The organism is Dokdonella sp., assembly GCF_017744955.1.
Taxonomy (GTDB): domain Bacteria; phylum Pseudomonadota; class Gammaproteobacteria; order Xanthomonadales; family Rhodanobacteraceae; genus Dokdonella_A.
Genome location: NZ_JAGIAG010000003.1, coordinates 167,119 through 190,925, shown reverse-complemented (window position 1 = coordinate 190,925; position 23,807 = coordinate 167,119). Strand labels below are relative to the sequence as shown.

Here is a 23,807-nt window from a genome sequence, read left to right as displayed (position 1 = left end):
TCGCAGCCGCGGGGCCGCACGATCACGGAATGTTCCGCGTCCGGCCCGCCGCCGGCGCGGCGAATGGAGCCCCGATGGCCAAAGCGAAGACCGCCTACGTCTGCACCGAATGCGGTGCGGAACACTCCAAGTGGCAAGGGCAATGCGTCGAATGCGGCGCGTGGAACACGCTGACGGAGTTCGTCGTGCAGCCGGCGGCGAAATCGGCGGCCGCCGCGCGCTCGGGTTACGCCGGTGCGTCCGGCGCGGCGAAGGTCACGCGGCTGGCGACGGTCGCGGCCGAGGCGGAGCGGCGCAGCGCGACCGGCATCGGCGAACTGGATCGCGTGCTCGGCGGCGGCCTGGTCGCGGGCTCGGTGGTGCTGATCGGCGGCGATCCGGGCATCGGCAAGTCGACCCTGCTGCTGCAGATGCTCGGCACGCTCGGCCAGAGTCTGCGCGGCCTCTACGTGACCGGCGAGGAATCGCTGGCGCAAGTCGCCGCGCGCGGGCAGCGGCTGGGTATCGCGCTGGACGGTCTGGAGGCGCTGGCGGAGACCTCGATCGAGCGCATCCTGGCCGAAGCCGCGACGGCCAGGCCCGAGGTGCTGATCGTCGATTCGATCCAGACGATCTGGACCGAACTGCTGACCGCGGCGCCGGGCTCGGTCTCGCAGGTGCGCGAGTCGGCCGCCCGTCTGGTGCGCTTCGCCAAGGAGAGCGGCACCAGCGTGTTCCTGGTCGGTCACGTGACCAAGGAAGGCGGCATCGCCGGGCCGCGCGTGCTCGAGCACATGGTCGACGCGGTGCTGTACTTCGAGGGCGAGTCCGGTTCGCGCTTCCGCGTGCTGCGCGCGTTCAAGAACCGCTTCGGCGCGGTCAACGAACTCGGCGTGTTCGCGATGGGCGACAAGGGCCTGCGCGAGGTGCCCAATCCGTCGGCGATCTTCCTGTCCGCGCACAGCGCGCCGACGCCGGGCAGCGCGGTGATGGTCACGCGCGAAGGCACGCGGCCGCTGCTGGTCGAGGTGCAGGCGCTGGTCGACCAGAGTTCACTCGGCAATCCGCGTCGCGTCGCGCTCGGTCTCGAGCAGAACCGGCTCGCCATGCTGCTCGCCGTGCTGCATCGGCACGGCGGCGCGGCGGTCTACGACCAGGACGTGTTCGTCAACGTCGTCGGCGGCATCCGCGTGCAGGAGACCGCGGCCGATCTGCCGGTGCTGCTGGCGGTGCTGTCGAGCTTCCGCGACCGCCCGCTGCCGGACAAGACGGTGGCGTTCGGCGAGATCGGCCTGTCCGGCGAGATCCGCCCGGTGCCCAACGGCGAGGAACGCCTGAAGGAGGCCGCCACGCACGGGTTCCGTCGCGCGATCGTGCCGAAGTCGAACGCGCCGAAGAAGAGCCGCGTCGGCGACATGGAGGTCGTCGCGGTCGAGCGGCTCGGCGAGGCGCTCGCCGCGGCCTGGGAGCTGTGAGGGAAAAGTACCAATAGAGGGAAAAGTATAGAAGTGCGCATCCCGTCAGCATTCCGTCCGCCGGCGCCGGCTACGCTGCCGCGAAGGATCGGGGGAGGGCAGGGGCGATGCGCATTCTTTTCCTGTGTACGCGGCACAACAGTCTGTCGCAGCGGTTGCAGGTCGAACTCGAGGACTGCGGCCACGAGATCGTCGTCGCCGAGGTCGCCTCGGGCGAGCAGATGGAGGCCGCCGCGCTGGCGGCCGATCCGGCGCTGATCGTCGCGCCGATGCTCAAGCGCGCGATTCCGCCTTCGGTGTGGAAACGCTGGACCAGCCTGATCGTGCACCCGGGCATTCCCGGCGATCGCGGCCCGTCGGCGCTCGATTGGGCGATCCTGGACGGCGCGGCGGAGTGGGGCCTGACGGTGCTCGAGGCACGCGCCGAACTCGACGCCGGACCGGTGTGGGCCAGCGCGGAATTTCCGATGCGCGCGGTGAGCAAGAGCGCGCTGTACCGGCGCGAATCGACGCAGGCCGCGGTCGACGCGGTGCTGCGCGCGGTCGCCACGTTCGACGGCGGTGCGCGCCCGCCGCGCCTGCCGGTCGGCGAGCAGCGCGGACGCGAGCGGCCCGCGTGCCGGCAGGCCGACCGTCGTTTCGACTGGCGCGAGTCGAGCGCCCGCATTCTCGCCTGCATCCGTTCCGGCGACAGCGCTCCGGGCACGCTGGCGCGCGTCGCCGGCGAATCGCTGCACGTGTTCGGCGCGCACGAGGAAGGCCGCCTGCGCGGCGAGCCGGGCGCGTTGCTCGCGCGCCGCGACGAGGCGATCTGCGTCGCCACCGGCGACGGCGCGATCTGGCTCAGCCACCTACGGCGCAAGGACGGCATCAAGCTGCCGGCGACGCAGGTGCTCGGCGAACGCGCGCAAGCGCTGCCGGAGCTGGCGCTGCCGGCGCAGGAGCAGCCCGATCACGCCACGTACCAGGACATCCGCTATCGCGAGCGCGGCCGCTTCGGCCTGCTGCATTTCGATTTCCTCAACGGCGCGATGAGCACGACGAACTGCGCGCGCCTGCTCGCTGCGTATCGCCACGCGTGCGAACGTCCGACGCGCGCGATCGTGCTCTGCGGCGGTGGCGACTTCTGGTCCAACGGCATCGATCTGAACGCGATCGAGGCGGCGGCCGATCCGGCCGAGGAATCCTGGCGCAACATCCTCGCGATGAACGCGCTGGTGCGCGCGATCGCGACGACGTCGGACAAGCTCGTGATCTCGGTGCTGCAAGGCAACGCCGGCGCCGGCGGCGTCACGCTCGCGCTCGCCGCCGACCGCGTGTACGCGCGCGACGGTGTCGTGCTCAATCCGCACTACAAGCGCATGGGCGGCCTGTACGGCTCGGAGTTCTGGACCTATCTGATGCCGCGCCGCGTCGGCGAAGCGACCGCGCGGCATCTGACCGATTCGCTGGCGCCCGTCGGCACCGCGCGCGCGGCGCGCATCGGCCTGATCGACGGCGCGCTCGACGGCGACGCGCTGATCGAGCGCGTCCTGCGCATCGTCGAGCCGGAACTCGGCTTCTGGCGCTATCGCGCCGCCCTGGCGCTGAAGGTGCGCCAGCGCGAACAGGACGAGCGCAGCAAGCCGCTCGACCGCTACGCCGAAGAGGAACTGGCCGAAATGCATTCCAACTTCTTCGGCGCGGATCGCAGCTATCACGAGGCGCGGCGGCGCTTCGTGTGGAAGCTGTGCGCCGAACCGGTGTGCGCTGCGGTGACCGCGCGCGAGACGGCGTGAGGCGGACGCCGCGATCCTAGGCGGTCCGGTGCAGCACGACTTCGAGCACGAACTTCGAGCCGAAGAACGCCAGCAGCAGGATCGTCATGCCGATCAGGGTCAGGTTCACCGCGCGGCGGCCGCGCCAGCCGTAGCGCCAGCGGCCGAGCAGCAGCGCGCCGAACACGAACCAGGCGACGATCGACAGCGCGGTCTTGTGCACGAGGTGCTGACCGAACAGGTCGTCGACGAACAGGATGCCGCTGAGCAAGGTCAGCGTCAGCAGCACGAAACCGGCGCCGATCAGGCGGAACAGCAGCGCTTCGGTCAGCGTCAGCGGCGGCAGCGCGCGCAGCCAGGCGCCGAACTGGCGATGGCGCAGGGCGCGTTCCTGCAGCGCGAGCAGGATCGCCAGTGCGGCCGCGATCGAGAGCACGCCGAAGGCGAGCAGGGCGACCGTCACGTGCAGCTTGATCTGCCAGTCCATCGCCAGCGGCGTCGTGCGCGGCGAGGCGAACATGTCGATCGCCAGCAGCACGGCGGCGAGCGGGAACACGATCACGCCGAGCGCCGCCACCGGGCGCGTCAGGTTCACGATCAAGGTCAGCGCGGCGACGACGCCGGCGACCAGCGACAGCGCGGCGAAGAAATGCAGGTCCAGCGCGCCCGGATGCATGCCGAACAGCACTGCCGCGTGCGTCACCACGGCGAGCGCCGCGGCACCGTCCGCGCTGCGGCTCAGCGGTTCGCCGCCGCCGAGCAGCGGTCGCGCGAGCAGTCCGGCCGCGGCGAGATAGAGCGCGATCGCGAGCAGGGCGAGGAGGGAGATCAGCATGCCCGCAGTGTCGCACGAGCGGGAATCGGGATCGAGAATCGGCAAACGGGGGAGCACGCATTGCCCTCCGTCACTTGCGCCGATCCCCAGACCTGCGAGCCTCGCCCGCTCACCGCTCACCGCTCACCGCTCACCGCTCACCGCTCACCGCTCACCGCTCACCGCCTCCCGATCCCCGATACAATAAACGGCTCACCCGCCACACCGGTCCACCCATGTTCGAGTCGCTCAGCCAACGTCTTTCCGCCACCGTCCAGCGCCTGCGCGGCAAAGGGCGATTGACGGAAGCGAACATCCGCGAGTCCCTGCGCGAGGTGCGCATCGCCCTGCTCGAGGCCGACGTCGCCCTGCCGGTGGTGCAGGCGCTGATCCAGCGCGTGCAGGTCAAGGCGCTGGGCCAGGAAGTGCTGCGCAGCCTGACGCCGGGCCAGGCCCTGGTGAAGGTGGTGCGCGACGAGCTGACGGCGGTGATGGGCAGCGCCAACACCGATCTCAACCTCGCGGCGGCGCCGCCGGCGGTGGTGCTGATGGCCGGCCTGCAGGGCGCCGGCAAGACCACCACCGTGGCCAAGCTCGCGCGCCTGTTGAAGGAGCGCAAGAAGAAAAAGGTCATGGTGGTCAGCTGCGACGTCTACCGCCCGGCCGCGATCGAGCAGTTGCGCACGCTCGCCGAGCAGGTCGACGTGCTGTTCCATCCGTCCACCGGCGAGCAGGACCCGGTCGCGATCGCGACCGGCGCGCTGGATGCGGCGAAGAAGAATTTCGCCGACGTGCTGCTGGTCGACACCGCCGGCCGCCTGCACGTCGACGCCGAGATGATGGCCGAGATCAAGGCGCTGCACGCGGCGCTGAATCCGGTCGAGACGCTGTTCGTGGTCGATTCGATGACCGGCCAGGACGCGGCGAACACCGCCAAGGCGTTCTCCGAGGCGCTGCCGCTGACCGGCGTGGTGCTGACCAAGACCGACGGCGACGCGCGCGGCGGCGCGGCGCTGTCGGTGCGCTACGTGACCGGCCGGCCGATCAAGTTCATCGGCGTCAGCGAGAAGCCGGACGGCCTGGAGCCGTTTCACCCCGACCGTATCGCGCAGCGCATCCTCGGCATGGGCGACGTCCTTTCGCTGGTCGAGCAGGTCGAGCAGAGCGTCGACCAGGAGAAGCAGCGCAAGCTGGCCGAGAAGGTCATCAAGGGCAAGCGCTTCGACCTCAACGACATGAAGGACCAGCTCGAGCAGATGGTCAACATGGGCGGCATGGCGTCGCTGATGGAGAAGCTGCCGGGGGTGTCGAACCTGCCCGATCAGGTCAAGTCGAAGGTCAACGATCGCGAGGTGCACCGCATGATCGCGATCATCGGCTCGATGACGAAGAAGGAGCGTCGCCATCCGGACCTGCTGAACGGTTCGCGCCGCGCGCGCATCGCGCGCGGCTCCGGCACGCAGCCGGCCGACGTCAACCGTCTGCTGAAGCAGTACCAGCAGATGGAGAAGATGATGTCCAAGCTCGGCAGCGGCGGCCTCAAGGGCCTGATGCGCCAGATGGGCTCGGCGATGAAGGGCATGGGCGGCGGCGGCTTCATGCCGCCGCGCTGATTTCCCGCGTCGTCATTCCTCGCGCAGCCGCTCGAAGCGCGTGACCAGATAGTCGAGCAGGGCGCGCACCGACGGCAGCAGGCAGCGTCGCGAAGCGTAGACGGCGTGGATGATCTCGCGCCGCGGCGCCCACTGCGGCAGCACGTCGACCAGGGTTGCGGCCGCCAACGACTCGCCGACCATCATCGTCGGCAACTGCACCACGCCGACGCCGGCGATCGCCGCGCTGCGCAGCGCCAGCATGCTGCCGGTGACCAGGCGCGGGCGATGGTAGATCTCCGCCTGCGCGCTGTCGGGACCGTACAGCCGCCACAGGTATTCGGCCTGCGGCGCGCCGAGCGCGAGGCTCGGATAGCGCGCCAGGTCCGCCGGCGACTGCGGCAGGCCGCAGCGCTCGACCAAGTCCGGGCTCGCCACCAGCGACTGGCCGCGTTCGGCCAACGTGCGCAGCACCAGATCGCTGTCCTGCAACGGCGGCGGGCGCACGCGGATCGCGATGTCGACGCCTTCGCCGATCACGTCGACGCGGCGATTGGTCGATTCGACGTGCAGCTCCACGCGCGGATTGGCGACCATGAAATCGGCCAGCATCGCGTCGACGCGCGTGTCGAGCAGGGCGGTCGGGCAGGTGAGGCGCACGATGCCGCGCGGTTCCGAGCGCGTGATGTCGATGGCTTCCTGTGCCGCCTCGGCCTCGACCAGCATCGCCTTGCAGTGCGCGTAGTAGGTCTGGCCGACTTCGGTGACCGAGAAGTGCCGCGTCGAGCGCTGGATCAGGCGCACGCCGAGGCGTTCCTCCAGCAGCGCGATGCGTCGGCTCAGTTTCGACTTCGGCAAGCCCAGCGCGCGGCCGGCCTGGGCGAAGCCGCCGTGTTCGACGACCTGGACGAAGTAGTAGAGATCGTTGAGGTCTTGCATCCCGCGCCTCCCAGTGTTCCATGGATAGGACTCTGAGGGCGCATTTTGCCGTCTACCGGCCTCAGTGTCCTGAATCTATCTTGTTCGCCATGAAGCCGCTCCCAGGGAGCGGCGTGGAGAACGAGAGATGAGAAACGTGATCGGCCTGTTCAGCGCGCCGCGCGGCCATTGGGTCGGCGACGGTTTTCCGGTGCGCTCGATGTTTTCCTATGACAGCCAGGGGCGGAATCTGAGCCCGTTCCTGCTGCTCGACTACGCCGGTCCGTACGCGTTCGACGCGACGGATGCCAAGCGCGGTGTCGGACAGCATCCGCACCGCGGCTTCGAGACCGTGACGATCGTCTACGAGGGCGAGGTCGAGCACCGCGATTCGACCGGCGCCGGCGGCAAGATCGGCCCCGGCGACGTGCAGTGGATGACGGCCGCGTCCGGCATCCTGCACGAGGAGTACCACTCGCGCGAATTCGCCAGGACCGGCGGCAACTTCGAGATGGTGCAGCTGTGGGTGAACCTGCCGGCCAAGGACAAGATGGCCGCGCCGGGCTACCAGACCCTGCTCGACGCCGAGATCCCGGCGGTCGCGCTGCCCGACGACGCCGGCAAGGTCCGCGTGATCGCCGGCGAGTACGACGGCCATCGCGGCCCGGCGCGCACGTTCACGCCGATGAACGTCTGGGACGTGCGCCTGAAGCACGGCCAGAGCGCCGCGTTCGACGTCGAGGACGGCCACACGCTCGCCCTGGTCGTGCTGCGCGGCGCCGTGCAGATCAACGGCAACCAGATCGCGCGCGAGGCGCAGCTGGCCACATTCGGTCGCAGCGGCGGCGGCATCCAGGTCGAGGCGAACGGCGATGCGACCTTCCTGCTGCTCAGCGGCGAGCCGATCGACGAACCGATCGCCGGCTATGGCCCGTTCGTGATGAACACGCAGGAGGAAATCGGTGATGCCATCACCGATTTCAACAGCGGCAAGTTCGGCCGCATGCACTGACTGTGCGCCGGGTCCGCAAGGGCCCGGCATTTCCCGTCACCGCAACCGATCCACGACCACCGAGGAAATCGCCGTGAGCACCCCCGCCAACTTCGACGGCCGCAAGCCCGTCATCGACCCGAACGACGTCGCGATGCTGCTGATCGACCACCAGAGCGGTCTGTTCCAGACCGTGCAGGACATGCCGTTCACCACGCTGCGCCGTCTCGCCGGCGCGCTGGCGAAGGTCGCCTCGCTGGCGAAGATTCCGGTCGTCACCACCGCGTCGGTGCCGCAAGGCCCGAACGGTCCGCTGATTCCGGAGATCCACGCCAACGCGCCGCACGCCAGGTACGTCGCGCGCAAGGGCGAGATCAACGCCTGGGACAACCCGGAGTTCGTGCAGGCGGTCAAGGACACCGGCAAGAAGCAGCTGATCGTCGCCGGCACCATCACCAGCGTGTGCATGGCGTTTCCGTCGATCGCCGCGGTCGCCGACGGTTATCAGGTGTTCGCCGTGATCGACGCCTCGGGCACCTATTCGAAGATGGCGCAGGAAATCACGCTCGCGCGCATGGCGCAGGCCGGCGTGGTGCCGATCGACACCGCCGCGGTGGCATCCGAACTGCAGAAGACCTGGAACCGCGCGGACGCGGCCGAATGGGCGCAGGCCTATACGCAGATCTTCCCGAACTACCAGTTGCTGATCGAGAGCTATTCGAAGGCGCAGGAAGTGGCGCAGAACCACGAGCCGCTCGATTCGCAGCGCACCTGATCCGGGGCCGGTGCGAGCCGCGCTCGCATCGCGCCCGGACGAGCGCCGCGGTCGGCGCGCATTCCTTCAACCCAACGGAGACTTCCCATGGCCAGCGAGCCCATTCGCGATCCGAAGAGAGACGATCTGCTGACTCCGCAGAACTCGGCGCTGATCGTCATCGACTACCAGCCGGTGCAGGTCAACTCCATCGCCTCGATGGACCGGCAACTGCTCGTCGACCACATTGTCGGCGTGTCCAAGGCGGCCGTCGTCTACGGACTGCCGATCGTGCATTCCACGGTGAACGTCCAGACGGGTCTCAACAAGCCGCCGATTCCGCAGCTGCGCAAAGTGCTGGGCGCGTTCCCGACCTACGATCGCACCACGATCAATTCGTGGGAGGACGTCGAGTTCCGCAAGGCGGTCGAGGCGACCGGGCGCAAGAAGCTCATCATGACGGCGCTGTGGACCGAGGCCTGCCTGACCTTTCCTGCGCTGGACGCCTTGCGCGAGGGTTACGAGGTCTACGTCGTCGCCGATGCGGTCGGCGGCACCTCGGTCGCGGCGCACGAAATGGCCTTGCGTCGCATCGAACAGGCCGGCGGCAAGATGATCAGCGTGGCGCAGCTGTTCTGCGAATTGCAGCGCGACTGGGCGCGCAAGGACACCGTGCCCCAGTTCATGGACCTGTTCGTGGAGACCGGCGGCACGGCCGGCATCCAGTTCTCCTACGACAGGACCGAGTGATCTTCCGCGCGGGCGGCGCATGATCGCCGCTCATGGAGATGCGCATGTCGCCGCGGTCGAGTCGGCGGCAGCATTCCGTAGAGCATTATGGAGTGCTTCGCGTAACGCGGGCCAGCGTGCGTGGGATGCGAAGGTGCGGCGGATGACAGGCGCCTTCGCGTCGATGATGATGCTGTTCGCGGTCCGCGGTGGGGAAGCGACAGTCGCCGCGAAGTCAAGGCGGGTGCGGCGAGGCCGATGGCCTAACCCCGCGCGGGGCTTTATTTTTCCCTGAGTTCCGCTAAAATGCCCGGCTCCCTCGGGGGTGGCCAGCGGCTTCGCTGCGCCCAAGAAAAAAATCCTAGAGAATTCAGAGAGCTACGATGGTCAAGATTCGCCTTTCCCGTGGCGGCGCGAAGAAGCGTCCGTTCTATCACATCGTCGTGACCGACGGGCGCAGTGCGCGCGACGGCCGCAACCTGGAGCGCGTCGGCTACTTCAACCCGATCGCTGCGGGCAAGGAAGTGCGCCTGGAGCTCGACACCACCAAGGTCAAGGCCTGGGTGGAGAAGGGCGCGCAGATGACCGACAAGGTCAAGGCGCTGTACAAGGAAGCCGGCAAGCAGACCGCTGCCGCTGCCTGATGGCCTCCGGCGGAGCGGGCGAAAAGCTCGTCCTGCTCGGCCGCGTGGTGGGAGTTCACGGTGTACGTGGCGAGCTGAAGCTCGAGTCGTACACCGAGCCGAGAACGCAGATCTTCCGCTACCAGCCGTGGCGGATCCGATCCGCGGCCGGCGAGAAGACGATCGAAGGTTGCCGTGGGCGTGCCCAGGGCAAGGGCATCGTCGCCGAAATTCCCGGCATCGCCGATCGCGATGCGGCGGCGGCGCTGGTCGGTACGGAAATCTGGGTGGCGCGCTCGGTTCTGCCGGCGACCAAACCCGGCGAGTATTACTGGTCCGACCTGGAAGGACTCGAGGTCGTGACGACGGACAAGGTGTCGCTCGGCCGCGTCTCGCATCTGATCGCGACCGGCGCGAACGACGTGATGATCGTGCGGGACGGCGAACGCGAACGCTTGATTCCGTTCCTGCCCGGACGCTACGTCGGCGACGTGGATCTCGAAGCTGGCCGAGTGACGGTCGATTGGGACCCGGAGTTCTAGTTTTCCGGGCTTCGGAATAGAAAAAAGCGCAGACAGGACGTCCGCTCTTGATTTCGTGCTCGGGGATGAGCGTACGAGCACATGCGTATCGATGTAATCACGCTGTTTCCGGACTTCATCGAAAGCAGCAGCAAGATCGGCGTGGTCGGGCGCGCGCGCGAGCGCGGCCTGATCGAGATCGCGACGTGGAACCCGCGCGATTTCGCCAGCGACAACTACCGTTCGGCCGACGACCGGCCCTACGGCGGCGGTCCCGGCATGGTGATGATGATCGATCCACTGCGCAGAGCGCTGGCCGAAGTGCGCGCCGCGAGCGGATCGAGCGAGGCGAAGGCGATTTATCTGAGTCCGCAGGGAACGCGGCTCGACCAGGCCAAGGTGGCGGAACTCGCGCGGCGCGACCATCTGGTCCTGCTGAGCGGACGCTACGAAGGCGTGGACGAGAGATTTCTGCAGCACGCGGTGACCGAGGAAATCTCGATCGGCGACTACGTGCTGTCGGGCGGCGAGCTGGCGGCGGCGATCCTGATCGACGCGGTCGGGCGCTTGCAGGACGGCGTGCTGAACGATGCCGAGTCGGCCGCGCAGGACTCGTTCTCGAACGGCCTGCTCGATTGCCCGCACTACACGCGCCCCGTGCGCGAAGAGTGGGGCGAGGTGCCGGCGGTGCTGCTGTCGGGCGATCATGCGGCGATCCGCCGCTGGCGTCTGAAGCAGTCGCTGGGGCGGACCTGGCTGCGCCGGCCGGATCTGCTGGAGCGGTTGGAGCTGGACAAGAAAACACGCGCATTGCTGGTCGAGTTCCAGCACGAGCATGCGCAGCAACGGACGACGCCGGACGCCGACGTCGAATCGAAATAGTCACATCCTTTTGGTGAGTGTCATGAGCAACCTGATCCAGCAATTCGAAGCCGCCCAGATGACCCGTACGCTGCCGGAGTTCAGCCCGGGCGACACCGTCGTCGTCAACGTCAAGGTCAAGGAAGGCAACCGCGAGCGCGTGCAGGCCTACGAAGGCGTCGTCATCGCGCGCAAGAACGCCGGCCTGAACTCGGCCTTCACGGTGCGCAAGATCTCGCACGGCTTCGGCGTCGAGCGCGTGTTCCAGTCGCACAGCCCGACGATCGACTCGGTCGTCGTCAAGCGTCGCGGCAAGGTGCGTGGCGCCAAGCTGTACTACCTGCGCGGCCTCGAAGGCAAAGCGGCGCGCATCAAGGAAGACCTCAGCGCGCACACGAAGGGCTAATCCTTCCCCTACATCCCTCTTGGAGCATCGAGTCGCGTCTGTGCTCCTCGTCAGAAGCGGCCATCGGCAACGATGGCCGCTTTTTATTTGTGCGATCGTCCGTGATCGCTGCGATCTGCGGGGCCTTGGGCCTCGCTGGACAGCAGCTTCGGATCGTCTACCAGCGGCCATCCATGGCCGCACTTCTCAATTTATGCAATCGTCCGTGATCGCTGCGATCTGCGGGGCCTTGGGCCTTGCTGGACAGTAGCTTCGGATCGTCTACCAGCGGCCATCCATGGCCGCACTCCTCAACTAACAGCAGGCTTCGGTGGGGGTTTCGTCGGTTGGCTCGAAGCTCAAGCCGCTTCTTCCGCGCTCGTGGGAGGAAGAGCCCGGCAGGGCAGAACGGCGCATGAGCGCGAGTCTTCGGTGCGCGGGTCGACTTGAACCCGCCGCTGCGGGCTACCATCTGCGCCGCATTCCAATTCGAAGGGAAACCGCATGAATTCCGCCACCGAAACCCGTGCGTTCGAGGCCGAGGTCTCCCAGGTTCTGCACCTGGTCACGCATGCGCTCTACTCGCACAAGGAGATCTTCCTGCGCGAGCTGATCTCCAACGCGTCCGACGCCTGCGACAAGCTGCGGTTCGCCGCGCTGTCCGATGCCGCGCTGACCGCCGACGACGCGGATCTGCGCATCGAGATCGTCGCCGACAAGGACGCGCGCACGCTGACGATCCGCGACCACGGCATCGGCATGACGCGCGAGGAGGTGATCGAGAACATCGGCACGATCGCGCGCTCGGGTACGCGCAAGTTCCTCGAATCGCTGTCCGGCGACGCGCGCAGGGACACGCAGCTGATCGGCCAGTTCGGCGTCGGCTTCTATTCGGCCTTCATCGTCGCCGACAAGGTCACGCTGACCACGCGCAAGGCCGGCGCGGCGGCGGACGAGGGCGTGCGCTGGGAGTCGGGGGGCAGCGGCGAGTACACGCTGGAAAACGTCGAAGCGCCCCGGCGCGGCACGTCGGTGACCTTGCACCTGAAGGAAGACGAGAGCGAATTCCTCGACGCCTGGAAGCTGCGCGAGCTGATCACGCGCTACTCCGATCACGTCGCGTTCCCGATCCGGCTGCCCAAGCAGCAGGACGGCGGCGTGTCCGACTCAGGCAGGACCGACGAGTTCGAGACGGTCAACCACGCCGCGGCGTTGTGGACGCGGCCGAAGAGCGAACTCACCGACGAGGACTACCAGAGTTTCTACAAGTCGATCTCGCACGACTACGGCGACGCGCTCGCCTGGACCCACAACCGCGTCGAAGGCTCGCAGAGCTACAGCCTGCTGCTGTACGTGCCGGAGAAACCGCCGTTCGACGCGGTGTTCAGCGGCCGCGACGAGCGCAAGGGACTGAAGCTCTACATCCGCCGCGTGTTCATCATGGACGCGAGCGAGCAGCTGCTGCCGGCCTACCTGCGCTTCGTGCGCGGCGTGGTCGATTCCGACGACCTGCCGCTCAACGTCAGTCGCGAGATCCTGCAGGAAAACCGCCTCGTCGCGCAGATCCGCAGCGCCTGCGTCAAGCGCACGCTCGACCTGCTCGAGAAGCTCGCCAAGGACGAACCGGAGAAGTTCGCCAAGTTCACCCAATCGTTCGGCAACGTGCTGAAGGAAGGCATCGCCGAGGACGGCGCGAACCGCGAACGCATCGCCAAGCTGCTGCGTTTCGCCTCGACCGCCTCCGAAGGCGAGGCGAAGACGGTGTCGCTGGACGACTACGTCGGTCGCATGCAGGCCGGCCAGGAAGCGATCTGGTACATCACCGCCGATTCCTACGCCGCGGCCAAGGGCAGCCCGCAGATCGAAGGTCTGCGTGCCAAGGGCGTCGAGGTGTTGCTGCTCAGCGATCGCATCGACGAATGGATGATCGGCTACCTGAGCGAATACGCCGGCAAGAAGCTGCGTCACGCGGGCAAGGGCGATCTCGAAACGGACGTGGACAGCGCCGAGACCGAGCGCCGCCAGCAGGCGGCGGACGCCGCGCAGCCGGTGGTGAAGAAGCTCGCCGACCTGCTCGGCCCGCGCGTCGGCGAAGTGCGCGTCAGCCATCGCCTGACCGAGTCGCCCTCGTGCATCGTGCTCGGCGAGCACGACATGGCGCTGCACATGCAGCGCCTGCTGCGCGAAGCCGGCCACGACGTGCCCGGCAGCGAGCAGGTGCTGGAGATCAATCCGCAGCACCCGCTGGTGCGCGCACTGGCCGAGGAGGCCGACCCGGCGCGTGCCGAGGATCTCGGCCTGCTGCTGCTCGAGGAAGCCCAGGTCGCCGCCGGCGACCAGCTCGCCGATCCGGCCGGTTTCGTCGCGCGCGTGAATCGGCTGCTGCACGCGTAGCGATCGCGATGCGGCGGGCTCGAAGGACCGGTCGGTCCGGTGAGTCTCCCGATCTCGTGCACGCGGAAGGGGAGATCCACGTTCCGGCGCTCCGGGAGCACGATGGACATCCGCTGTCGCAGTGCGACGTCGGTCCGTAGCGGGAGCGACCGAATAAGGTGAAACGAAAACGGCGGCCGGTTCGCACCGGCCGCCGTTCGTCTTTGGCTTCGTCGATCGCGCTACGGCGTGTAGTTCGGCGTCAGCGTGACGCCGGAGAACGTCGAGTAGGCGCGCACGGCGACGTAGTACGTCCCCGCCGTCGGCGCGGTCCACGAGCAGGTCTCGCTATTGCCGCTGAGGTACGGACGGCAGGTGTAGCTGGTCGTCGACGGCGCGCCGCCGAGACGGACGTACAGGTCCGCATCGCCGGTGCCGCCGCTGATCGCGAACGACAGGTTGGTCGCGCCGGACGGCACCACCAGCGTGTACGTCGGCGTCCAGCTGCCGCTCGCCGCCGCCAGGCCCGTCACCGGCACGCCGTTCGTCAATGTCGTACCGCCGCCCCCGCCGGCGCTGTAGCTGCCGGTCAGGCTGAGCCCGCTGAAGGTCGAGTAGGCGTAGACCATCACGTAGTAGGTGCCCGCCTGCGCGGTGGTGATGGTGCAGGTCTCGCTGTTGCCGGAGTTCCACGAGCGGCAGTCGTAGCTCGAGGTCGTCGGTGCGGAACCGAACTTCACGTACAGGTCGCCGTCGCCGCTGCCGCCGGAGGTGACGAACTTCAGGTTCGTCGCGCCAGCCGGCACGCTCAGCGTGTAGGTCACCGAGTTGCCGGTGCTGGCGGTGAGACCGGTCGCGGCGACACCGTTCTGCAACACGTTGCCGCCACCGCCGCCGGAGACCGTGACCGACTGGGTCTTGGTGTTGGTCAGTCCGCCGTTGTCGGTCACCGTCAGCGCGACGCTGTAGGCACCGGCCGCACCGTACGTGTGGCTCGGACTGGTCGCGGTCGAGCTGGTGCCGTCGCCGAAGTTCCACGAGCGCGCGGTGATGCTGCCGTCGCTGTCGGTCGAGGAATCGATGAAGTTCGCCGTGAGCCCGCTGGTGGTGAAGCTGAAGTTCGCGACCGGCGGCACGTTGGTGGCCGGCGGCGTGCCGGTGAAGTCGGCGCCGCTCACGTTCGCACCGCTGACCGTCACGCTGCGGCTCGCCGGAGAGAACGTATAGCCGGACAAGCTCGGCGTCAGCGTGTAGCTGCCGTTGGCGAGGCCGCCGAGTGTGTAGGCGCCGCTGGAGTTGGTCGTCGTGCTCGACGCGCCGGTGCCGACCGTGACGCCCGAGATGCCGACGCCGGCGCTGGTGGTCACCGTGCCGGATACCGACCAGGTGCTCGGCGCCGCGCCGCAGTCGTTGAACTTGAAGTCCTGGATGCGCGTGTTCCAGCTGCCGGACGGGCGGTACATGCCGACCATCCAGAACGTGCAGTCGTCGGTCGGATCGACCGCCATCTGATAGTAGTCGCCCCAGCGGCCGGAGGTTTCCGCGGCGCTGCCCGCGGCGACGGTATTCTCGCCGAGCGTCATCACGCCGGACGGATCGGACGCCTTGCGGCCGGTGTAGCCGAGCGTCGCGTAGATCGTCGGCGAGCTGGTCTTGGTGACGTTGTAGCCGAGGCCGATGTTGCCCTTGTTGTCGGTGGCGATCGAGCCGTCGAAATGATTGGTGGCGGTGTCGCCGGGACCGAACGTGCCTTCCTGCTGCAAAGTCCAACTGCCGCCGCCGGTGCGGCGCAGCTCGAACCAGCGGATGCCGGCGTTGACCGTGCTGCCGCTGCGCGCGGAGTTCATGTTGGTCGAGAACTGGCCGACGATCGACTCGTAGCTGCCGAGGTTGCGGTAGACCAGCGAGTTGAGGATGACTTCGCGGATCGGATCGAGCTTGGACGTCGAACCCGGCTGCGGCACGGTCGCGAAGGTCGAGTAGTTCACGAACCAGCTGTTGAACTCGGTGATCGCGATGCGCGGCAGCGCGGTGACGGCGCTGTTCGCCGGCGTGTTCCAGTCGACGTTGATCGAGTACAGGTCGATGAAGTCGCGGCTCGTGTCGGCCGACGTGCCGGCGTGCGCCTCGTCGTCGTTGTGGCGCGCGAGGATCTGCTGCGTTCCGGCGGCGGGCGCGTGCGCGCTGTCGCCCATGAAGGTGGCCGGCGTCAGCGCCTGGAAGCCGTAGCCGGCGAGCTTGGGCACGCTGACGAAGCGCTGCTGCGGACGCGCGGTCGCGCCGTTCAGCATGTTGGCGCGGTCGTAGGCGTAGGCGGTCACGTTCGCCTGGCCTTCGTTGTCGGTACACACGTAGGCGTTGGTCCACACGCCGCAGTGCGGATAGTCGTTCTGCGTCGGCGTCGAGAAGCCGTAGAACCACCAGCCGCCGGAGACCGGGTTTTCGGTCTTGGAGATGTAGATGCACATCTTCGGCGCCGACGAGGTGCCGCCCATCTCGAGCAGGAACCAGCGATTGGCGAGGCGATCGAACAGCACGATCGGATCGCTGACCGAGGTGCGGCAGCCGTCGCCGGACGGCGCCAGCGACGCGAACGTGGTCGGCCCGGCGAGCTTGGTGCCGCTCTTGTCGTAGACGGTGAAGTTGGTGCCGCTGCTGCCGTTGACGCCGTACAGGATGTAGTTGGCGCTGACGTCGACGACCGGGTCGCCCGGCGAGACGCCGGTCGAGCCGTTGTTGATGCTGACGCGGGTCTGCGCCGCGGCGCGGTTGGCCGGCGCGTCGTCGTCCCACATCTTCTGCAGTTCGGGCAGGGTGTCGGGGGCGGCCTGCAGCCAGTCCGGTGCGGCGGTGTCGAGCCGGTCGGGCGGGAAGAACTGGCGCTTGTGCGCTTCCTTGATCGCCATGCCGGCGCGCCACGCGGGCGTCACGGGCAGCGTGCGCAGATCGACGTCGATGCTGACCGGCGTCACCGGCTCGCCGAGTTCGACGGGGACGGGCGCCGGCGCGACGGGAGCGGCCGCATGCGCCGCGCCGCAAAGCAGTATCGACATCGCCGTGCCGGCGAAGACGGTCCTGAAGCGTTTCATTCGCGATTCCTCCAATGGAAGGGTTTTGCCGAGGGTCGTTGCCGACGTCCGTCGACGCGCGCGCGCGTCAGTCGCTGTCGTCGTCCCCGTACTCCTGCTCCGCCGGCTTTCCGGCCGGCGAAGTGAATGCGCTCCGGCGCAGCAGGCGGATCTCGCCGCGCCGGCTGGCCAGTTCGATGCGCGCCTTGTCGGCGCCGATGACGGCACGCGCGCGCTTGTTCGGTTCCTGCCCGGCGAGGGGTTCCACCTCGAGCGAGAATTCCGTCGCGAACACGCCCGATGTGGCCAGTTCGAGCGCAGCGTCGAGGCGGTCGTCGACCGCCAGCACGATGTTGCCGGTGGTGGTCTCCAGGCGCTGCCGGGAACCCGGCGGCGCGCCGTCGAAGGAGGCTTCGATGCTGCCCGCGCCGGTGGCCGCGCGTACGCGGCCCTGCGTGCCGCGGATGGCGATGTCGCCGGCGACGCTGGAGAGATCGACGTCGCCGCGCACGCCGCGGCTTTCGATCAGGCCACGCTCGGTGCGCACGCTGACCGCGTGTCCCAGCGGAACGAAGGCGACCAGGTCGATGCGCTGCCCTTCGGCGAGCAAGGCTCCCGCCGGCAGGCGCGGCGCGAACCGGTAGCGCGTCGCGTCGCCGGCCGGTTCCATCGCGATCGGCGAAGCCCCGGCCGGCTGCTGCACGACGGCGTGGATTTCCAGGGCGTGGGCGTAGCCGCCGAAGCGCAGGCGCACGTCGCCGTAGGGGTTGTCGATGGTCAGGCCCTGGCCGTCGGCGAGCGTGGCGCTGAAGTCGCGGCGTTCGGCGGAAGGCTCCGGCGAAGGCTGCGCCGCCGCGTGCGCGCAGGCTGGTGACACGCACAACAGTGCGCCGAATAGGACCGCCTTCATCCTTAAGCTCTCCCCGAAATGCGATGGCCCGACCATCGTCGCCCGGCGACCGCGCATGCCGGACTTACGCCTTAAGGCTTAGTGTCAATAGGCCTAAAGTCCCAGGTTGCACATCTGGTGGGCCGAATTCAATTGGGGCTTACCCGAATTTGCGCGATCGATTGCACAAAACATCGTGCTGCGGCGCGTCATGTCCGTGTGATCCGCGGCGGCCGGGGCGGCAGCTCCCGAGGGCGCAATACCGGCGTGCTACCATCGGCTGTTCTGGCCATTTGGCCGTCCAAACGCGCGAGCGACATGCAGATCGAGACGAAGCTGCCGAAGGTCGGCACCACGATATTCACCGTCATGAGCCAGCTCGCGCTGGAGCACAAGGCGGTGAACCTGGGCCAGGGCTTCCCCGATTTCGACGGTCCGCAGGCGCTGCGCGACGCGCTCGCCGCGGCGATGAACGCGGGGCGCAACCAGTACGCGCCGATGACCGGCGTGCCGGCGCTGCGCGAGCAGATCGCACGCAAGACCGAGCGGCTGTACGGCCGCAAGGTCAATCCGGATACCGAAGTCACGGTCACCTCCGGTGCGACCGAAGCGCTGTTCGCGGCGATCGCCGCAGTGGTGCGCGCCGGCGACGAGGTGATCGTGCTCGATCCGTGCTACGACAGCTACGAGCCGGCGATCGAACTGAACGGCGGCCGCGCCGTGCACGTGCCGCTAGATCCGCGCGATTTCTCGCCGGACTGGCAGCGAATCAAGGATGCGATCACGCCGAAGACGCGCATGATCCTGATCAACACGCCGCACAACCCGTGCGGTTCGGTGTTCGGCGCGGCCGATCTGGATCGGCTCGCCGAACTCGTGCGCGGCAGCGAGGTCCTGGTGCTGTCGGACGAGGTCTACGAGCACATCGTGTTCGACGGCGCGCCGCACCAGAGCGTGCTGCGCCATGCGGAGCTGGCCGAGCGCAGCTTCGTCGTCTCCTCGTTCGGCAAGACCTACCACACCACCGGCTGGAAGGTCGGCTACTGCGTGGCGCCGCGCGCGCTGTCGGCCGAGTTCCGCAAGGTGCACCAGTACCTGACCTTCTGCACCTTCACGCCGGCGCAGGTCGCCTTCGCCGACATCCTCGAGAACGATCCGCAGCACTATCTCGACCTGCCGGCGTTCTACCAGGCCAAACGCGACCGCTTCCGCCAACTGCTCGCCGGCAGCAGGTTCACGCTGCTGCCGGTCTCCGGCGCGTATTTCCAGGTCGTCGACTACTCGGCGCTGAGCGATGCCGACGACCTCGCGTTCTGCGAGTGGCTGATCAAGCAGGCCGGCGTCGCGGCGATCCCGATTTCCGCGTTCTACGAGACGCCGCCGGCCGAGCAGCGCCTGATCCGCTTCTGCTTCGCCAAGAGCGACGCGACGCTGGAGCAAGCGGCCGAACGCCTGCGCGCCCTCTGAACGGAAACGCGCGGCGGGAACCGCCGCTGCGAGACCTGCGCGGCCACGGACGGCCGCATCCCGGAAGCCGACCATGACGATGCAACCTCTGCGGATCTCCCTCGTGCAAGGCGCGACGCGCTGGCACGACGCGGCCGCCAATCGCGCCTACTACGGCGACCTCGTGCGCGGCCTGAAAGGGCAGGGCGATCTGGTCGTGCTGCCGGAGACCTTCCTTTCCGGCTTCACCAACGAGACGCTCGGCAATGCCGAGACGATGGACGGCGAAGGTCTGCGCTGGCTGCGCGCGCTCGCGGGCGACGTCGGCGCGACGATCACCGGCAGCCTGGTGGTGCGCGAGGGCGAACGCTGCGTCAACCGCCTGGTCTGGATGCGTCCGGACGGCAGCCACGCGCAGTACGACAAGCGCCACCTGTTCCGCATGGCGAAGGAACACGAGCGCTATGCCGGCGGCGAGGAGCGTCTGATCGTCGAGTTGAACGGCTGGCGCATCTGCCCGCAGGTCTGCTACGACCTGCGCTTCCCGGTCTGGCTGCGCAACCGCTACGACCGCGCGGCGCAGCGCTTCGACTACGACCTGTTGATCTTCGTCGCCAACTGGCCGAGCGCGCGCCGCCATCCGTGGAGCACGCTGCTGCGCGCACGCGCGATCGAGAACCTGAGCTATTGCGTCGGCGTCAACCGCGTCGGCGTCGACGGCAACGAACTGCACTATTCCGGCGACAGCGCGGCGCTCGATTTCCTCGGCCAGCCGCTGGTCGAACTCGGCGCGCAGGAGCAGGTCGTCACCGTCACGCTCGATCCGGTCGCGCTCGCGGCGCATCGCGAGCGTTTTCCGGCGTGGATGGACGCGGACGAATTCACCATCACGCGTTGAGTCCGCGTCGGCGTCGATGCGTGCATCGACGCCGATCCGCTCAGAGGATCGAGAGCACGTTCTCCGGCGGGCGGCCGATCGCCGCCTTGCCGTTGGCGAGCACGATCGGGCGCTGGATCAGGCGCGGGTGCTCCTGCATCGCGGCGACCAGTTGCGCGCGGCTCAGCGACGGGTCGTCGAGATTCAATTCCGCGTAGTCCGGCTCGTCGCGGCGCATCAGCGCGCGCGGCGGCAGGTCGAGCTTGCCGAGGATGCGTTCGATCTCGTGCGTCGACGGCGGTGTCGCCAGATAGTCGACGACTTCCGGTTCGATGCCGCGCTCCTGCAGCAGCGCCAGGGCGGCGCGCGATTTCGAGCAGCGCGGGTTGTGCAGAATGACGATCTTGCTCACGTTCAAGCCGCCGCCGCGCGCGGCAGCGCCGCGAGTTCACGCGTGACGATCGCGCGCTCGGCTTCGGCGCGCTGCGCGAAACGGCCGAGCAGGCGGCCCGATTCCGGCGCCAGCACTTCGTACCATTGCATCGTCACTTCGTGCTGCGCGTCGATCTGACGGACGCGTTCGATGCGATAGCCGAGGACGTTCACTTCGATGTGGCGCTGATGACGCATGGCGTACTCCTGATTCGATGGCGCGAACGATACGCGAGAGCGGTGTGCCGACGCGGTTAACGCGGCGTTGCGAGCCGGTTAACCGCATCGCCCCGCCGTCGATCGACGGCGGCGGGGCCCCTGTTTCCGACAGGAGTGCTTCGCGAAAGTTGCGTGCCGCCGATCGCGTTCGAGCCGCGTTCATCTCAGCGTGCGGCACCTCCGTCGAAGCCGTCGGCGAAGATCGTGTCCGTGTCCGGCGCGTCGTAGCTGCCGGTGATGCTGAAGTCGCTGAGGTCCGAATACGCATTCACGATCGCGGTGTATGTGCCGGCTTGCGGCGACGGCGTTCCGCAGCTCTCGTCCGCCGTCGGACCGGCGGATTGGCAGATGACCTGATCGCCGAGCTTGACCACCAGATCGGCGTCTTCGCCGGCGGCGCCGTCGACGACGAAGTTCAAGTTGGTGGCGCCGTCGGGAACCACCAGCGTGTAGTACAGATCGTCGCCCTGCGGCGCGTGCTGCGCGGTCAGGGTGACGCCGTTGCTGAGCGGAATCGGCGGCAGCGGGAAGCGCACGATCTTGGCGTAAGTGCCGCTCAGGCCGCCGTCGTCGGTCACGGTCAGGCTGACGGTGTATCTGCCGTAGGACGCATAGGTGTGCGTCGGGTTGACGTCGGAGGAAGCGGCGCTGCCGTCGCCGAAGTCCCACTGGTGCGAGACGATGCTGCCGTCGTCGATCGAGCGGTCGGTGAAGCTGGCGTCGAGGTCGGCGACGCTCGCCGTGAAATCGGCGGTCGGCGGCAGGTTCGTGCTGCTGCCGCCGAGCACGACGCGCCAGGCGCCGCGCGCGTAGGTGCCGGCGGTCAGCACGTGCGGATCGTCGTCGATCTCCAGATCCTGCACCACGACGCCGAGCGGCATGCCGGTCGAGAACGCGGCGAAGTTGTCGCCGCCGTCGACGCTCTCGTACACGCCGATGTCGGTGGCGACGAAGATGCGGTCGGTGTCGAGCGGGTCGATCGCCACGCTGTTCGCCGGCACGTTCGGCAGGCCGGCGCCGACCGCGTCCCAGGTCGTGCCGCCGGTGGTGGAGCGGTACAGGCGCGAGGCGTTGAAGCCCTCGCGGGTGAGGAACACGCGCTGTGGGTCGACCGGGTCGATGGCGATGTCCGACACGTAGCCGCCGGCGTAGTTGCCGGTGACGTTGGTGAACACCGGCGACGGCACGCCGGCGTCCGGGCTGGCGTAGATGCGGCCGCCCGAGGTGCCGACGTAGGTCGGCGTCATACTGCCGTGCAACTGCGGCGTGATGACCGAGGCCGGCGAGCCCATGCCCGGCGAGATCGCGGTCCACGTGTTGCCGGTGGTCAACGTGCGGTAGAGGACGTCGGAAGCGACGAACAACTGGTCGCCGGCGGTCGCCAGCGGCGTTACCCAGGGAAAGTTGCCGGCGACCAGGCCGGCGTTCGACATGCCGCTGTAGCTGCCGTTGCTGCCGCCTTGCGTCGAACGCACGATGCTCGGATACCCGCCGCTCGGATAGCTGGTCTGGAACACGATCAGCGGGTTGATCTGGTCGAACGCGTTCATGAAGCCGTCGCCGCTGGCGAAGGTGAGATCCCACAGCAGGCTGGTGCGCCGGCCCGAGGAACCGTTGTCCTGCGCGCCGCCGAGCACGATGTTCGGGTCGCTCGGATGCACGGCGATGTCGTAGAACTGCGTGATGTTGAGGTTCGCGTTCATGTTGCGGAACGACGCGCCGTCGTCGTCGCTGCGCCAGATGCCGCCGTCGCTGCCGACCCAGAAGCGATCCGGATCGTTCCGCGAATAGCGCACCACGTGCGTGTCCTGGTGCACGCTCTGGTTGGTGCCCCAGGTGTCGGTCAGCGGCGTGAAAGTGGCGCCGCCGTCGGTCGAGCGCGCGGCGCGGATCGTGCCGACGAGGATCGTGTCCGGATCGGTCGGGTGCACGGCCAGGGTCTGGTTGTAGGTGCACTGGCCTTCGCAGACCGCGGTGTTGCGCTGCGTCCAGGTCGCGCCGCCGTCGCCGCTGCGGAACACGCGGCTGCCGTTCGAGCGGCCGACCAGCGCGTACAGCACGTTGCTGTCGCTCGGCGCGATCGCCAGGCGCATGCGCGAACCGGTCGCCACCAGGCCGGTGCCCGAGCTGGCCCAGGTGGCGCCGCCGTCGGTGGACTTGAACACGCCCTGGCCGATCAGGCCGGCGTACACCGTCGCCGTGCCGGGCACGAACACGATGTCCTCGACGTTCTTGTCCAGCACCTGCGTCCAGGTCAGGCCGCGGTCGGCGGAGCGGTAGACGCCGGGGTTGATCATGCTGCCGTTCGCGTCGCAGCTGCCCGCGCCGCCGGCCAGGATCACGTTGCCGTCGGTCGGCTGGATCGCGACCGCGTTGACGACCGACAACGGCATCGCGCCGGTGCCGCTGCCGTTGCGCGCGTTCCAGCTCGCGCCGCCGTCCTCGCTGAGGTAGACGCCCTGGCCGAAGTAGCCGGCGCAGCCGCCGCCGTTCTTGTCGCCGGTGCCGACCCAGACCACGTCCGGGTTGCTCGGGTCGAGCGTGACGGCGCCGGCCGGCAGCGTGCCGACCTCGTCGAACAGCGGCGTCCAGTCGGTGCCGCCGTTGGTCGTCTTCCACACGCCGCCCGCGGCAGCGGCGATGTAGACGGTGTCGTCGTCGGTCGGGTGCGGCGTGATCGCGTTGAGGCGGCCCGCGACGCGGCCCATGATCCAGTCGACCATGTCCATCGACGACGGTCCGAGCTCCTGCCAGACCTCGCCGCCGGCGATGTGGCGCGCCTGCGTGATGCTGCGCTGGCGCTGCAACTCCTTGGACGCGTTCGCGCGCAGGCGGGCCGCATCGGGCACCTGGCGCAGGCCGCGCGTCTGCTCGAACCAGCGCTGACGCTGCTCGATCTGCCAGCTTTCCTCGCGTGGATTCTCGCCTTTCTCCCGTTCGACCGCCGTTGCCGGCAGCATGGCGAGAAGCGGTGAGGCGGCCAGGACGAACCGGCCGAGCCGGCGCAAAACGGAGTGCGACATGGACTTCCCCCGGAAGTCAGGATTCGAAAGCCGAGCGTGACGTAGCTCCGTCGAAAAGACCAGGGTTCCATACGTCCCCGG

At 68.3% G+C, this 23,807-nt stretch carries 20 protein-coding genes; 13 read left to right on the top strand and 7 right to left on the bottom strand.

Annotated elements, in window-relative coordinates; genetic code table 11:
• The first annotated feature begins 74 nt into the window (after positions 1-74).
• Positions 75-1,454: a DNA repair protein RadA gene (radA, locus tag J7520_RS09045; protein ID WP_291186993.1), complete on the top strand. Its 1,380-nt coding sequence runs from the start codon at positions 75-77 to the stop codon at positions 1,452-1,454.
• 107 nt (positions 1,455-1,561) lie between these two features.
• Entirely contained in the window at positions 1,562-3,232 is a 1,671-nt protein-coding gene (locus J7520_RS09040) for a hydrogenase maturation protein (protein WP_291186990.1), read from the top strand.
• Between the two features lie 16 nt (positions 3,233-3,248).
• Here the strand turns inward: J7520_RS09040 and ccsA are convergent, their stop codons facing one another.
• The gene (gene ccsA, locus J7520_RS09035; protein ID WP_291186988.1) at positions 3,249-4,046 is read right to left on the bottom strand and encodes a cytochrome c biogenesis protein CcsA; all 798 of its coding nucleotides are present in this window, start codon (positions 4,044-4,046) and stop codon (positions 3,249-3,251) included.
• Between the two features lie 215 nt (positions 4,047-4,261).
• On the opposite strand from ccsA, the gene ffh reads away from it, so the two are divergent.
• Complete coding sequence (gene ffh / locus J7520_RS09030; RefSeq protein WP_291186985.1) at positions 4,262-5,638, top strand: signal recognition particle protein; 1,377 nt, start codon at positions 4,262-4,264, stop codon at positions 5,636-5,638.
• A 12-nt stretch (positions 5,639-5,650) separates the two neighbouring features.
• On the opposite strand, the gene J7520_RS09025 is transcribed toward ffh, so the two are convergent.
• Positions 5,651-6,556: a LysR family transcriptional regulator gene (locus J7520_RS09025; protein ID WP_291186982.1), complete on the bottom strand. Its 906-nt coding sequence runs from the start codon at positions 6,554-6,556 to the stop codon at positions 5,651-5,653.
• Positions 6,557-6,683: 127 nt separating this feature from the next.
• On the opposite strand from J7520_RS09025, the gene J7520_RS09020 reads away from it, so the two are divergent.
• The 8 genes from J7520_RS09020 to htpG all read left to right on the top strand — a co-directional run bounded on the left by J7520_RS09020 (position 6,684) and on the right by htpG (position 13,793).
• On the top strand, positions 6,684-7,547 hold the full coding sequence (locus tag J7520_RS09020) for a pirin family protein (RefSeq protein ID WP_291186979.1): 864 nt from the start codon (positions 6,684-6,686) through the stop codon (positions 7,545-7,547).
• A gap of 73 nt (positions 7,548-7,620) precedes the next feature.
• Positions 7,621-8,301 carry a hydrolase gene (locus tag J7520_RS09015; protein WP_291186976.1) on the top strand — a complete coding sequence of 227 codons (681 nt, stop codon included), beginning with the start codon at positions 7,621-7,623 and terminating at the stop codon, positions 8,299-8,301.
• Positions 8,302-8,388: 87 nt separating this feature from the next.
• Complete coding sequence (locus tag J7520_RS09010; RefSeq protein WP_291186973.1) at positions 8,389-9,030, top strand: hydrolase; 642 nt, start codon at positions 8,389-8,391, stop codon at positions 9,028-9,030.
• 362 nt (positions 9,031-9,392) lie between these two features.
• The gene (gene rpsP / locus J7520_RS09005; protein WP_291186970.1) at positions 9,393-9,653 is read left to right on the top strand and encodes a 30S ribosomal protein S16; all 261 of its coding nucleotides are present in this window, start codon (positions 9,393-9,395) and stop codon (positions 9,651-9,653) included.
• On the top strand, positions 9,653-10,174 hold the full coding sequence (gene rimM, locus J7520_RS09000) for a ribosome maturation factor RimM (RefSeq protein WP_291186967.1): 522 nt from the start codon (positions 9,653-9,655) through the stop codon (positions 10,172-10,174). Before rpsP ends, rimM begins: the two co-directional genes overlap by 1 nt.
• A gap of 81 nt (positions 10,175-10,255) precedes the next feature.
• Positions 10,256-11,035, top strand: coding sequence for a tRNA (guanosine(37)-N1)-methyltransferase TrmD (gene trmD, locus J7520_RS08995; RefSeq protein WP_291186964.1), 780 nt, complete (start codon positions 10,256-10,258; stop codon positions 11,033-11,035).
• A gap of 22 nt (positions 11,036-11,057) precedes the next feature.
• Complete coding sequence (gene rplS / locus J7520_RS08990) at positions 11,058-11,420, top strand: 50S ribosomal protein L19 (protein ID WP_291186962.1); 363 nt, start codon at positions 11,058-11,060, stop codon at positions 11,418-11,420.
• Between the two features lie 483 nt (positions 11,421-11,903).
• Positions 11,904-13,793 carry a molecular chaperone HtpG gene (gene htpG, locus J7520_RS08985; protein WP_291186959.1) on the top strand — a complete coding sequence of 630 codons (1,890 nt, stop codon included), beginning with the start codon at positions 11,904-11,906 and terminating at the stop codon, positions 13,791-13,793.
• Between the two features lie 221 nt (positions 13,794-14,014).
• Here the strand turns inward: htpG and J7520_RS08980 are convergent, their stop codons facing one another.
• Positions 14,015-16,861 carry a pre-peptidase C-terminal domain-containing protein gene (locus tag J7520_RS08980; protein ID WP_291186956.1) on the bottom strand — a complete coding sequence of 949 codons (2,847 nt, stop codon included), beginning with the start codon at positions 16,859-16,861 and terminating at the stop codon, positions 14,015-14,017.
• Positions 16,862-16,928: 67 nt separating this feature from the next.
• Positions 16,929-17,750: a hypothetical protein gene (locus J7520_RS08975; RefSeq protein ID WP_291186953.1), complete on the bottom strand. Its 822-nt coding sequence runs from the start codon at positions 17,748-17,750 to the stop codon at positions 16,929-16,931.
• Positions 17,751-18,047: 297 nt separating this feature from the next.
• Between J7520_RS08975 and J7520_RS08970 the strand changes: the two genes are divergently transcribed.
• Together J7520_RS08970 and J7520_RS08965 are read left to right on the top strand one after the other, a co-directional pair.
• Positions 18,048-19,196, top strand: a complete 1,149-nt coding sequence (locus tag J7520_RS08970) for a pyridoxal phosphate-dependent aminotransferase (RefSeq protein WP_291186950.1) — start codon at positions 18,048-18,050, stop codon at positions 19,194-19,196.
• 79 nt (positions 19,197-19,275) lie between these two features.
• A complete protein-coding gene (locus J7520_RS08965; protein ID WP_291187786.1) occupies positions 19,276-20,073 on the top strand; it encodes an amidohydrolase in 798 nt (265 codons plus the stop codon).
• 40 nt (positions 20,074-20,113) lie between these two features.
• Here J7520_RS08965 and arsC read toward each other — a convergent pair whose 3' ends face one another.
• The 3 genes from arsC to J7520_RS08950 all read right to left on the bottom strand — a co-directional run bounded on the left by arsC (position 20,114) and on the right by J7520_RS08950 (position 23,726).
• Positions 20,114-20,464: an arsenate reductase (glutaredoxin) gene (gene arsC, locus J7520_RS08960; RefSeq protein ID WP_291186947.1), complete on the bottom strand. Its 351-nt coding sequence runs from the start codon at positions 20,462-20,464 to the stop codon at positions 20,114-20,116.
• Positions 20,465-20,466: 2 nt separating this feature from the next.
• Positions 20,467-20,682, bottom strand: coding sequence for a hypothetical protein (locus tag J7520_RS08955; protein WP_291186944.1), 216 nt, complete (start codon positions 20,680-20,682; stop codon positions 20,467-20,469).
• A gap of 185 nt (positions 20,683-20,867) precedes the next feature.
• Positions 20,868-23,726 (bottom strand): PKD domain-containing protein, encoded by a 2,859-nt coding sequence (locus J7520_RS08950; protein ID WP_291186942.1) that lies wholly within the window; start codon positions 23,724-23,726, stop codon positions 20,868-20,870.
• Positions 23,727-23,807: the final 81 nt, after the last annotated feature.